The 12,407-nt window shown below is 43.0% G+C and carries 15 protein-coding genes; 12 read left to right on the top strand and 3 right to left on the bottom strand.

The window, feature by feature from the left end:
• Positions 1-26: 26 nt before the first annotated feature.
• The 10 genes from cbiB (at position 27) to ABEV15_RS10580 (ending at position 6,990) form a co-directional block, all read left to right on the top strand.
• A complete protein-coding gene (cbiB, locus tag ABEV15_RS10625) occupies positions 27-959 on the top strand; it encodes an adenosylcobinamide-phosphate synthase CbiB (protein ID WP_088223249.1) in 933 nt (310 codons plus the stop codon).
• Positions 934-1,983 carry a threonine-phosphate decarboxylase CobD gene (cobD, locus tag ABEV15_RS10620; RefSeq protein ID WP_498853177.1) on the top strand — a complete coding sequence of 350 codons (1,050 nt, stop codon included), beginning with the start codon at positions 934-936 and terminating at the stop codon, positions 1,981-1,983. The genes cbiB and cobD overlap by 26 nt, the downstream gene beginning before the upstream one ends.
• Entirely contained in the window at positions 1,980-2,537 is a 558-nt protein-coding gene (locus ABEV15_RS10615) for a bifunctional adenosylcobinamide kinase/adenosylcobinamide-phosphate guanylyltransferase (protein ID WP_498853176.1), read from the top strand. Before cobD ends, ABEV15_RS10615 begins: the two co-directional genes overlap by 4 nt.
• Positions 2,510-3,259: an adenosylcobinamide-GDP ribazoletransferase gene (locus tag ABEV15_RS10610; protein ID WP_498853175.1), complete on the top strand. Its 750-nt coding sequence runs from the start codon at positions 2,510-2,512 to the stop codon at positions 3,257-3,259. The genes ABEV15_RS10615 and ABEV15_RS10610 overlap by 28 nt, the downstream gene beginning before the upstream one ends.
• Positions 3,217-3,813, top strand: coding sequence for a histidine phosphatase family protein (locus ABEV15_RS10605; RefSeq protein WP_498853174.1), 597 nt, complete (start codon positions 3,217-3,219; stop codon positions 3,811-3,813). Before ABEV15_RS10610 ends, ABEV15_RS10605 begins: the two co-directional genes overlap by 43 nt.
• Positions 3,765-4,193, top strand: a complete 429-nt coding sequence (locus ABEV15_RS10600) for a bifunctional adenosylcobinamide kinase/adenosylcobinamide-phosphate guanylyltransferase (protein ID WP_429630896.1) — start codon at positions 3,765-3,767, stop codon at positions 4,191-4,193. The genes ABEV15_RS10605 and ABEV15_RS10600 overlap by 49 nt, the downstream gene beginning before the upstream one ends.
• An 11-nt stretch (positions 4,194-4,204) precedes the next feature.
• Positions 4,205-4,786 carry a cob(I)yrinic acid a,c-diamide adenosyltransferase gene (locus tag ABEV15_RS10595; protein WP_498853173.1) on the top strand — a complete coding sequence of 194 codons (582 nt, stop codon included), beginning with the start codon at positions 4,205-4,207 and terminating at the stop codon, positions 4,784-4,786.
• A gap of 2 nt (positions 4,787-4,788) precedes the next feature.
• Positions 4,789-5,259, top strand: a complete 471-nt coding sequence (locus ABEV15_RS10590) for an ECF transporter S component (RefSeq protein ID WP_429630892.1) — start codon at positions 4,789-4,791, stop codon at positions 5,257-5,259.
• Positions 5,252-5,953 carry a hypothetical protein gene (locus tag ABEV15_RS10585; protein ID WP_004889780.1) on the top strand — a complete coding sequence of 234 codons (702 nt, stop codon included), beginning with the start codon at positions 5,252-5,254 and terminating at the stop codon, positions 5,951-5,953. Before ABEV15_RS10590 ends, ABEV15_RS10585 begins: the two co-directional genes overlap by 8 nt.
• Before the next feature lie 224 nt (positions 5,954-6,177).
• Positions 6,178-6,990, top strand: coding sequence for a histidinol-phosphatase (locus tag ABEV15_RS10580; protein ID WP_004889781.1), 813 nt, complete (start codon positions 6,178-6,180; stop codon positions 6,988-6,990).
• A gap of 28 nt (positions 6,991-7,018) precedes the next feature.
• Here ABEV15_RS10580 and serA read toward each other — a convergent pair whose 3' ends face one another.
• The 3 genes from serA to ABEV15_RS10565 all read right to left on the bottom strand — a co-directional run bounded on the left by serA (position 7,019) and on the right by ABEV15_RS10565 (position 9,631).
• The gene (serA, locus tag ABEV15_RS10575; protein WP_498853172.1) at positions 7,019-8,593 is read right to left on the bottom strand and encodes a phosphoglycerate dehydrogenase; all 1,575 of its coding nucleotides are present in this window, start codon (positions 8,591-8,593) and stop codon (positions 7,019-7,021) included.
• Between the two features lie 169 nt (positions 8,594-8,762).
• Positions 8,763-9,263 carry an inorganic diphosphatase gene (locus ABEV15_RS10570; RefSeq protein WP_019418534.1) on the bottom strand — a complete coding sequence of 167 codons (501 nt, stop codon included), beginning with the start codon at positions 9,261-9,263 and terminating at the stop codon, positions 8,763-8,765.
• Positions 9,264-9,382: 119 nt separating this feature from the next.
• Positions 9,383-9,631, bottom strand: coding sequence for a ferredoxin (locus tag ABEV15_RS10565; RefSeq protein WP_003394452.1), 249 nt, complete (start codon positions 9,629-9,631; stop codon positions 9,383-9,385).
• A gap of 199 nt (positions 9,632-9,830) precedes the next feature.
• Between ABEV15_RS10565 and ABEV15_RS10560 the strand changes: the two genes are divergently transcribed.
• Complete coding sequence (locus ABEV15_RS10560; protein ID WP_498853171.1) at positions 9,831-10,853, top strand: YpbB family protein; 1,023 nt, start codon at positions 9,831-9,833, stop codon at positions 10,851-10,853.
• Positions 10,846-12,309, top strand: a complete 1,464-nt coding sequence (locus tag ABEV15_RS10555) for a RecQ family ATP-dependent DNA helicase (RefSeq protein WP_498853170.1) — start codon at positions 10,846-10,848, stop codon at positions 12,307-12,309. Before ABEV15_RS10560 ends, ABEV15_RS10555 begins: the two co-directional genes overlap by 8 nt.
• Positions 12,310-12,407 lie beyond the last annotated feature (98 nt).

The raw sequence follows: 12,407 nt of genomic DNA, 5'->3' as shown, positions 1-12,407 counted from the left end.
TCCTTGCGTAAGTTTCGTGAAAGTTGATGACGCATATATGGGCGGTATGGCTGGCACTTTTGCTCGATCGTCTGCTCGCCGATCCCCGCCGCTTCCATCCGGTTTGTTGGATTGGGCAAATGATTGCGTATATGGATCGTCGTTTTAATAAAGGAAGATGGCGAAAAGGAAAAGGAGTGTTCACCCTTTTTGTCGTCTGTACGTTCACATTTGTAATGAGTTATGCATTGATTGCAAGCGCATATCGACTTTCTCTTATAGTGGGGGTTTTCGTTGAAGCGATTATCATTTTTACTTCGATTGCGCCAACATCATTAGCAAAAGCCGCATACGATGTACTTGATCCGCTAAAAAGAGGTAACATCGATGAAGCGAGAAAAAACGTGGCGATGATCGTTGGACGTGACACAGAGAAGTTACAAGAAGATGGAATTGTGCGTGCATGTGTGGAAACGGTAGCGGAAAATACGAGCGATGGAGTAACGGCGCCCCTTTTTTATGCTTTTCTTGGCGGGGGAGCGTTAGCCATGTTGTATCGGGCGGTAAATACGTGCGATTCGATGCTCGGATATAAAAATGAACGGTATGCCCAATTTGGCTGGGCTTCAGCCCGTTTAGACGACGCGTTCAATTACGTTCCTGCGCGACTGACAGCGTGTGTGATGTTGCTTATTCATCGCGCAAACATACGCATGTGGAAACTATTATTTCGCGATGCTCGCAACCATCCAAGCCCAAATAGCGGATGGTGCGAGGCAGCGATGGCTGCCCTATTAGGTGTTCAACTCGGAGGGGTGAATACATACAACGGGGTCATATCCGTTCGTCCAACGATTGGCGATGCATCCGTTCCGTTGAAATGTGAGCATATTAAGCAAGCGGTGGCGATAATGAGACGTACAACAATAGCTTTTACGATCGGGGGGAGTTTGCTTGCAGTTGCCTGCACATGGGGCTAATCCGCGTCGTTTATACGAAGCGATGCAAATGGAAGCCCCGCGTTCATATATTGATTTTAGCGTCAATGTAAATCCGCTTCAGCACGAACATGTGACAATAGAACAACAGTGGTTGCGTTGGATGAGTGAATATCCAGAAGAGCGAAGTGAGACGCTTCGTACGATTATTGCGGAACGAGAGCATGTCATGCCGTCAAACGTCTTTGTTGGAAATGGTGCTGCTGAGTGCATTTATTTGCTTGCTGAACAATTTGCAGGAAAACGTATTGGCATCATTGAGCCAACGTTTTCAGAATATCGTCAGGCATGTGAAGCTTACGGTTGTACCGTTCACTCGTTTATGTTAGATGAACATTGGCAACCACCGCTAGACCAAATGGTTGCGAACTTGCCGTCTTTACACGCGCTATTTGTTTGTCATCCGAACAATCCGACCGGTACCGCATGGTCAGAAGAAACGATGCATACGTTGTTAAATGCAGCGCATGATGAAGGAGTATATGTTGTCGTTGACGAAGCATTTTATGACTTCTGGATTGACGGTTATTCCGTTTCTTCTTTTTTACGTACGTTTGATCGTTTAATTGTGTTGCGGTCGTTAACGAAAATGTATCGATTGGCAGGTGTACGACTCGGCTATGTGCTCGCACACGAACACGTCGTAAAAAAGTTAATGAAAAAACAGCCACCGTGGAGCGTCAATACGATTGCTCAACAAATAGCGAAACAATTATTAAAAGACGATGCATTTGTGGAGCGAACGAAAGTGTACATTGCATCGGAGCGAAAACGAGTATTTGAACAATTGAATGAACTTGGCTACAAATATTCACCGTCTGTCGTCAATTTTTATATGTTATACGACGAAACGATCACGCTTTTTCCTTTTCTTTTACAACATGGTATTGTCGCGCGGCATACGCTTAATTTTCGAGGGCTGGACGGAAAATATGTCCGTTTTGCGGTTCGAACGAAAGAGGAAAACGATCACCTCCTCTTTTATTTAAGAAGGTGGAAGCAATGATTGTATTTATTAGCGGAGGGGTGCGTAGCGGAAAGTCTTCATTTGCGGAGCAATGTGCGAAGATGATGGCGAAAGCGGGCGATTCGCTCCATTATATCGCCACAGCGATGCGGACGGATGAAGAAATGGAAGCACGCATCATTCATCATCAAGAACAGCGAAAACACGATCGTTGGCAAACGTGGGAACAACCGTATGATCTCGATTGTATCATGCCGATGTTTGGTGGGTGTGATGTTGTTTTACTTGATTGTTTAACCAACTTATGGGCTAATGAGCTGTTTCGCGATTATATATGGGATGTGAAGGAAAAAGTACCACGTATCGTGCAACAAATTAAGCAATTAGGGAACAAAGCAAAAGGGCTTGTGATTGTAAGTAACGAAATATTTTATGACGGTATACCAAACGAACGAGGAACGTATACGTATATGCACGGTCTCGGTTTATTGCATCAACACATTGTTGCGTGTAGCGATGTAGCCATTTTGATGCGTTACGGCTTGCCCATTGTGAAGAAAGGAAGATGGCCATGTGGCACGGAGTGGTCTTAGCGATACAGTTTTTAACGATCATCCCTATTCGTATGCAAGTGGATTGGAATGAACGAACAGCGCGTGTGGCTGTCCTTTCGTTTCCTTTCGTCGGTGCAATCATCGGACTTTTTCTTGTTGCCATACATGTGGTACTGTCCGATCACATTTCTTCGCTTGTTTTGTCGTTTTTATTATTATTTTCCTCTATCTTTCTTTCAGGAGGATTGCATGCAGACGGTTGGATGGATTGTAGCGATGCATATTTTTCGTATCGCGATCAACAACGACGTCTCGAAATTATGAGCGATTCACGTGTTGGGGCGTTTGCGGTGTTATCCATTTTATTTTTGCTTGGCTTTCGCTTCGTTTTTATGTTTGAAACGATCGCACATCTCTCGCTATTTTCTCTTTTTTGCCTTCCGTTCCTTTCGCGTCTCGGGATGACGTTGCTTTTATTGACTGCGCCGCTTGCGAAACAAACGGGTATGGCGGCAGCCTTCCGCCAACATATCGATCATCGGTATGCGCCATTTCTCGTTGTATACGGCCTGATTGCTTTGTTATCGTTTGAAACGATCGTATTATTCTTATCATTAATGTTGTTTTATGTTGCAGCGCGCGCGTTTGCGGTGAAGCAGTTTGGCGGGATCACAGGAGACGTGCTTGGTGCGTTTATTGAAGGGAGCGAAACATTTTTATGGCTCATCATTTGGCTATTACATACATTCGTCATTTTGTAACGAAAGAAAATGAAGCGAAGCAATATATCGGTTGGACGAATGTGCCGATTATACAGGAGCCACATATGTCGCATCAGCTTGAAGCAGACATCGTCATGACGAGCGATTTGCTTCGTTGCCGACAAACGGCACGTCTTTTGTTCCCAAACGTTGTCATTGAATGTTCGTATCGATGGCGTGAATTGAATTTTGGTGATTTTGAAGGAAAAACGTATGAACAGTTGAAAACGGTTGAGACGTATCGTCGCTGGTTGGCTGACCCGATTCGCTACGTTCCGCCAAACGGTGAAGCTTTTACTGAGTTTCAAACGCGTATCGAACAAGCGATTAGTAATGCTGTAAGCCGATCGGCTTCGCATATTGTTGTTGTGACGCACGGTGGAGTGATTCGTTATGTGTTATCGCAGTACGCACCAGACGTACGTCCGTTTTGGGAGTGGCACGTCCCTTTTGGTGAAGGAGTAACACTTTACAATACGAGAGAACGTTGGAAGGAGAGAAAACGATGCATTTCGTTAGCGGCGGTGCGTTTCAAGGAAAGCGAAAATGGGTAAACGCATATTATTCATTAACGCATACGCCACACGTTTGGCATTGTGCATATGAACAGCCGTTTCCACTTCCAAATGATCATGAAAACACATTTATCGTTGTGCTTGAAGGGGTAGAACAATGGATTCGCAAACGATTCATCCCTTACACAGAGCGGGAAAAAGAAGTGATCATGTCGTATATATGTGCATGGAGAGAATGGGAAAAAAGGGGAGATCGGACGGTTATTTGGATCGGCTGTGATATTGGGCAAGGTATTGTGCCGATGGATGCGCATGAACGAGCGTGGCGAGATGCGGTCGGTTGGTCGTATCAACAATTGGCGCGCATATGCAGCCGTGTTGATTACGTATGGTGTGGGATAAATGAACAAATAAAATAGGGGTGGTTCATATGAAATTGTACACAAAAACAGGAGATCAAGGGCAAACAAGTTTAGTTGGTGGGAGAGTCGATAAAAATCATGTGCGTGTCGAGGCGTATGGAACGATTGACGAAGCAAATTCGGTCATCGGTTGGGCGATGACATTATTACAAGATGAACGGTTTCGCGATATTTATCAAGAATTACAGCGCATTCAACATGAATTGTTTGATTGTGGCGGCGATTTAGCCATCGTTGGCGAGAAAATGCCATACAAAGTAAAGCCCGATATGGTCGCGTTTTTAGAGGAACGGATTGATGCATATATTCAACAAGCGCCGCCGCTAGAACGGTTTATTTTGCCAGGAGGGTCGCCACAGGCAGCTGCGCTGCATATGGCGCGCACGGTGACGCGGAGGGCAGAACGTTGTGTCGTTGCACTTATGAAACAAGAACAAATAAATGAAGTTGTTTTGCAATATATTAATCGTCTATCAGACTATTTATTTGCGGTCGCGCGCGTCGTCAACGCTCGCCTGCGGGTGAAAGATGTAGAATACGAACGAAGCGCCATTGTGTTTCGTGATAAAAATGAAAAGAAAGGAGAATGATGATGCGACGTTTTACGTTGCTTGTCATGTTTATTAGTTTGTCGGTCATTGGTTCGCTTATCAAAATCCCATTTACAATCGGAAGTATTGCGCTCGATAGCGCACCTGCGGTTGTAGCAACTGTTTTGCTCGGGCCAACAGCTGCTGCGGTTGTGGCAAGTGTTGGACATGTTGTATCTGCTTTATTTGGCGGATTTCCGCTTGGCCCATTTCATATACTTGTGGCTATTGAAATGGCCGCTCTTTTATACATTGTCGGTTTGTTGGTAAGACGAGGATGGTTCATTTTTAGTTATATATGTTTTTTTATCGGTAATGCACTACTTGCACCGTTACCTTTTGCATGGATCATGAGCCCGGAGTTTGTACTTTCTATCATTCCGTCTCTTGCATTAGCTACGGGCATCAATTTAGCAATTGCTGTTGTCGTGTCGAAAGCGTTGCAACGCGCGTGGGGGAAGCAGCATGCGTGACGTATTATGCGTGCCATTTGATGAACAACATGAGCTCGTTTTTGCCGCTGACTGTTCAGGTGGAATTGGCTTAAAGCAATATGATGTTGTTCAAGCGCCATATGATGTTGTTAGTTACTATGGAGCTCGCGTTTCGCTTATGGAACTGATGAGCATTGGAGCAACGCCAAAAGCTTTTGTACTACAAAACTTTGTCGATGATGGATCATGGGATAAACTTGTCGCAGGAATCCAACAAACGATGGTGGAGTTACAGTTGTCGCTTCCTATAACAGGAAGTAGCGAATCAAACATGCCGCTTATGCAATCAGCTGTTGGAGTTGTTGCTGTAGGAACGGTAAGGAAAGAGGAAAAGAGAATAAATATTACACCAATGGATGCACGTTGGGCTGTCATCGGAGAACCACTCGTTGGTGAAGCGGTCATACATAAGAAAGATCGAATCATTCCGCTTTCTTTATTTCGCATGTTGCTGCAGGTAGATGGAGTGTATGAAATAATCCCAGTTGGTTCAAAAGGGATATCGCATGAGTGGAAGCTTATGCATGGGGAACGCCCACTTCGTTGTTCCCTTCCGTCACATGCTTCTGCTGGCCCAGCGACATGTGTGCTTGTAAGTTATCATCAAAAGCAAGAGCCGTTATTGCAGTCACTTGCTGGAACGCTTTTTTATCCGATTGTAAATGAATTGTAAAATGTCATGTTTTATCGTTCTAACCGTTCATTTTTTCGCATACAACATATATGGTCATTGGTGAACGGGGGGAATAAACGATGGAAGATATGATGAAACGAGTGCTCGTTGTTGTTGGCATGGCAGCATGCATTCATTTATTGTTTCTTGTTGGATTAAACAACTAGAAAAAGAGAACGTTGTACTATATAATGAAAAACAATACGAGAGAGGGGGAGAAAGCAATGTTAACAGATTACCATAATCATTTAGAGCGCGGCACGTTAACGCTCGATTATTTAAAGCAATTTACGGATGAAGCTGCACGGAAAGGAATTGAACATTTCGGTATTTCCGAACATGCGTATCATTTTTATCAGACGAAAAACATTTTGTCGAATCCGTGGATTGAAGAGCGTCGCTATTATGACATGGCTGACTATGTTCGGCTATTTCATGAAGCGTGGGATGCTGGAATTGATGTGAAAATGTCGATTGAAATGGACTACACGCCAGGCAAACATGAAGAAATGGCGCAATTCATTCGCGCTTACGATTTCGATTATGTCATCGGCTCGATTCATTGGGTTGATGATTTTGGCATTGATTTAGCTGAGTTTCGGAAAGAGTGGGATCGTCGTGATATATACGATACATATCGAAAATATTTCGATCAAGTTGTCACGTTAGCTGAGTCGAACTTATTTGACATTATCGGTCATTTAGATTTAGTGAAAATTTTTAAATATGTGCCAGAGGACGAAGAGTTTTTGCTTGAACAGTACGATCGTGCAACAACAGCGTTAGCGAACTCTAAAACGTGCGTAGAAATTAGTACAGCAGGATTGCGTAAACCGGTCGGTGAACTGTATCCTGATCCTCGCTTATTACAAATGTGCTACGACAAAGGCGTTCCGATCGTGTTGTCGTCCGATGCGCATGTGCCACAAGATGTCGGTGCCGATTATGACAAAGCGATTGCTTTGGCCAAAACAGTCGGTTACACCGAAATTATGACGTTTTCGAAAGGGGAACGACAAGCCGTTCCACTTGGATAAAAAAGGTTCAGCCAAGAGGCTGAACCTTTTATACTTCCAACTTTTTCACAGCATCAATATCGCTAATTTGCTCAAGCGTTTCAACAAGCGCATCATCAAGCGGTTTATCGAGCGAAAGCATCATAATCGCCTTTCCGCCTACTTCTTGACGGCCAACTTGCATCGTTGCGATGTTTACTTGATGGGCACCTAAAATGTTTCCGACTTTTCCGATCATTCCTGGTTTGTCATGGTGTTGAATATACAACAAATGTCCTTCTGGAGCAAAATCGATTGCAAAACCGTTGAAATGAACGATCCGATCACCATAGTGAGCGATATGCGTGCCTTTCATCGTAAACGTTTTATTTTCACCATATACCGTTAATGTAATGGTGTTGTTGTAGTCGTTTCCATTTGCTGAAAATTTTTCACTAAAGGCGATGCCGCGCTCTTTTGCGATCATGGCTGCATTTACTTCATTGACCGTTGAAGCGACGCGAGGCTTTAAAAATCCAGCAAGCAAGCTACGTGTAATAAATGTCGTTTCTAAGTCGGCAACAGAGCCTGAATACGTAATGGCAATTTCTTGGACGGGTTCGCTCATATATTGGGAGGCGAGGATTCCCATTTTTCGAGCTAATGTATAAAATGCTTGAATTTTTTCATATACATCTTTTGAAAGTGTCGGCAAGTTAATGGATGATGTGACTGGTTTTCCTTGTAAAAACTTTAATACTTCCTCAGCTACTTGTGTCGCTACATTCACTTGCGCTTCGACCGTTGACGCCCCAAGGTGCGGAGTGACGATGACGTTATCAAACGAAAGAAGCGGATGGTCTCCCGGCGGCTCTTGTTCAAAAACATCAAGAGCAACGCCCGCCACGTGTCCGTTTTCTAAAAACGGAATAAGTGCTTGTTCGTCGATGATTCCACCGCGGGCGCAGTTAATTAAATATACCCCTTTTTTCGTTTTTGCTAAGTTTTCTGGACCGAGAAGTCCTTTCGTCTCTTTTGTTAGCGGTGTATGTACAGTAATGATATCTGCTTGTGCAAGCAACTCATCAAGCGTGCAAACATCGACACCAATTTTTTCTGCTCGTACTTTCGTTAAAAATGGATCGTATACGTGGACGTGCATGCCAAATGCCCGCGCTCGTTTCGCTACTTCAGAACCGATGCGACCAAATCCAATAATACCTAAATGTTTTCCGAATAACTCGACACCGACGAAAGCGGAACGATTCCATTCACGTGATTTGACTGAAATGTGTGCTTGTGGAATACGGCGCACTAATGAAGCCATCATCGCAAATGTATGTTCCGCTGTCGAAATTGTATTGCCGTTTGGAGCGTTAATGACGACGACACCGTATCGTGTAGCTGCATCGACATCGATATTGTCCACTCCGACGCCAGCGCGTCCTACAATTTTTAAATTCGTCATTTTTTGCAGTAATTGTTCAGTCACTTTTGTCGCGCTACGAACGAGCAGCGCATCGAACTGATCAAGTTCGCCCTCCACCTCGCTTACCTTTTTTTGCACGACTTCGATCGTTGGATCAGCAAGAAGTGGGGCAAGTCCTTCTTCGCTCATTGCATCAGCTACTAAAATGCGAACCACAACTATCCGCTCCTTTCAAATAATAAGTTTTTAAATTTCTGATAATTTAACATAACCGTATACATGTGTCAATAACTTTCGGAAAGGTCATACAAATGTAAGCGTTTTTATATATAAATGTTCGGAAAAGGACAAAAAGCTGGCTTATAGCCAGCTTGAAAAACGAAATTTATTTATTTTGTTCGTTGTAGCGTGCGATGCATTCATCAATGAGTTTTGCAGCCGCTTCCGGACCTTCCCACGTGCCGATTTCTGTTTTCTTTCCTTCTAAGTCTTTATAACGTTCAAAGAAATGAGCGATTTCTTTTAATTTATGTTGTGGAAGATCTTCAAGGCTACGCACATCAGCAAAGCGAGGATCGTCAACCGGAACACCGATTAACTTCGCATCTTCTTCCCCACCATCTACCATATTTAAGTAACCAAGTACACGTGTTTCGATGACGCAACCAGGGAATGTTGGGTTTGTCACGATAACTAAAATATCGAGCGGGTCGCCATCTAATGCAAGAGTGTTTTCTAAGTAGCCGTATTCTGCTGGATAAAACATCGGTGAATATAAGACGCGATCAAGCTTGAATACGCCGCGTTCTTTATCATATTCGTACTTGTTTTGGCTACCTGTTGGAATTTCAATAAACGCTTCAACAACTTTGTTTTCAAACGCCATGCCAAATTCCTCCTTTTTTATTATGTATACTTTTTTATTATAGTCGATTGGACAAATAGTGACAATGAGTGAACAAAAGAAAAGGGCAAGCTCCGTATGAAGTTTGCCCTTAGATGTTCTTATTCAAATTTGTTTGGATCGCCATCAAATGGCTCGTCCGCTACTTTAATTGAGTCTGTTGGACAGCCTTCGAATGCATCCATCATATCATCGATTAATACGTCTGGCACTTCAACAATTCCTTGGTTGTCGTCTAATGTCACGTAAGCGATACCTTCATCATCGTAATCGTAAATATCAGGTGCAGCTGCTCCACAGGCACCACAGGCAATACATGTTTCTTTGTCAACAATTGTGTACTTTGGCATACAATGACCCTCCTTAATTATATGGAACCAATCGTCTCATATGAAACGTTGGAAACGTATTCCTCACACTTTTATAATAAATGTGTTCTGAAAACTTTTCAATAAAAAACTCCATTGAAAATGCTTATCATCACATAGTTTCCCTCACATCCTCTCGCCTAATCTGGTAAAATGAAAGGGAAAATGGAGTGAATGTTGCATGTTACAACATATCGTTTTATTTTGTATTGATCGTTTTCGTGGCGAGCGTTCGCTTGCTGCAATTGATCATTTACTAAACGGAAAAAAAACAGCGCAAACGCTACAAGATAGTAAATGGTATAACGTTAGCCGTCTTTTTGGAACGGTACCGATTGATCGTTCACGTTTACTTCATGTCGCACATGAGCTAGAAACAAATGGATTTATTTACCAAACAGACGAACATATATATGACGTTACATCAAGCGGAAAAAAAGAGCTCCGTCATTTCGTTTTTCCTCCTTATATCGATGGGTGGAAATATATGAATGAAGCCTCTTTATTTTGGAAAAGGCTATCGTTGCTTATTCAAGCGATGGCAAACGTCATTCATCGCACATCGTTTGAGCCTATTCATCGCGATGAGCGCATTCAGTCGTTTGTTAAGCGATGGCTATTTCAACATAAACATATACAGGCGATCGCTCGGTCATTATATGAAGAAATGTATGAGCTACTTAGTCAAGTGGAAGAAAAAGATGCCAACATCTTTGTTTGGCGTTTGACAAGCCATGAGCGCATCGGATGGACGAACGGACAAATTGCTTATGCTTTAAAGGAAGAAGAGATCGCTATTTTGTTGTCGTTTCAAAACGCGCTTCACTTTATACTTGAAATGACGGAGCAAGAAAAGGAAAAATTTCCGCTCTTATATTCGTTGCGTGAACAGAAGCGCGCACAATTGACGAGTTCAGCACAAAAAACGTATAAGTTGCTAAAAGAAGGGTATTCACTCGAACAAATTGCTCAATTGCGCAAATTGAAAAAAGGAACGATTGAAGATCATATTGTAGAAATCGCGACATATATACCGTCGTTTGTTACGGCACCGTTTTTAGAAGAAGAGAAACGCAAGCGCATTATACAACAAGCGCACAAGTTAAAAACGAAAAAATTACGGGCAATTAAAGAGGCGCTTTCAGATGTTTCTTATTTTGAAATTCGGCTCGCGTTAGCAAGGTGGGATCGGGAAGATGTTTGACATATTAAAGGAGCGATTCGGTTACAATTCGTTTCGCACCGGACAGAAAGAAATTATTGAAGATGTGCTGAGCGGGTGGAATTGTGTCGCTATGCTTCCGACCGGTGGTGGAAAGTCGCTTTGTTATCAGCTCCCGGGTTATATATTAAACGGCAGTGTGTTAATTACTTCCCCACTCATTTCGCTTATGGAAGATCAAGTACAGCAGCTTAGAAATCGTGGTGAAAAACGTGTTGTAGCGCTCAATCGTTTTCTGTCTTATCGCGAAAAACGAGATGTGTTGCGTGAGTTAGCGTCGTATCGTTTTATTTATGCTTCGCCTGAAATTTTACAATCCCCTTTACTTATCGAAGCGTTAACACGTATAAACATTTCGTTGTTTGTCGTAGATGAAGCACATTGTATTTCACAATGGGGACATGATTTTCGCCCTGACTTTTTAAAGCTCGGTCTTCTTCGCCAAACGCTCGGCAATCCGCCATGTTTAGCGTTAACGGCTACAGCTACACGTCAAGTTATCGCTGATATTGTAACGACGCTTAAACTCGACGACGTGAAGCAACATATATACCCGCTCGATCGCCCAAATATTTGTTTATACGTGCAATATGTTCAAACGGTAGAAGAAAAAATCAAGGCGTTAAAACAGCTTGTCGCCACGTTACCTAAACCGGGAATTGTGTATGTAGCTAGTCGACAATGGGCAGAAACATTAGCAGAAGTGCTTCGTGAGGATCATCGCGTAAGCTATTATCATGGAGGGATGGATGGTGAACAGCGACTTCTTATTCAACAACAGTTCGTTTATGATCAGTTAGACGTCATTTGTTGTACAAATGCGTTTGGAATGGGTGTTGATAAACCGAACGTTCGCTTTGTTATCCATTTTCACTTGCCGACACAACCAGAAGCATATTGGCAAGAAGTTGGGCGCGCTGGGCGCGATGGAAACGAAAGTATTGCCATATTATTGTATGCCTCAGGCGATGAACAAATGGGACAATTGATGATCGATATGGAATTTCCAACAAAAGAACAAATTGTCTATGCATTGGACGCTCTACGCCATGGGCGGAAGGAAATGGGGTTAACAGACGTACAACAACGTCTTTTATTGTATTGGCTAGAACAAATGAATATGCAAGAAGATATACACACTTTAGCTAATCAACTATACGCCCATATAGAACAAAGAAAACAAGAAAAAATAAAAAAATGGGTATTTATGCAACGATGGATAAACGAACAAACTTGTCGTCGGCGTACAATGCTTTCATATTTTGAACAACAACCACTTCCGAATGAGCGTTGTTGTGACCGGTGTGGCGCTGATATATACGTAAACGCTCCTGTAAAACATATTCAACAAATACATTTGCGCCCGTGGCAGGAAGAGCTCTGTTCCATGTTTGCAATAAAGGTCAACAACCCAACGACTAAAATCGTGGGCTTGTAAGCCCCATGTTGACCAGACCAAGGCTTGAAACAGAGCCTACGTTATAGATGTCATGACACGGTGGGGTGCTTCTCCAGCCCGTTCCTCTGTCGTGCAAG

It is taken from the genome of Bhargavaea massiliensis, from assembly GCF_050480245.1.
Taxonomy (GTDB): Bacteria; Bacillota; Bacilli; order Bacillales; family Anoxybacillaceae; genus Anoxybacillus.
This window is presented reverse-complemented; position numbering and strand designations above follow the sequence as displayed.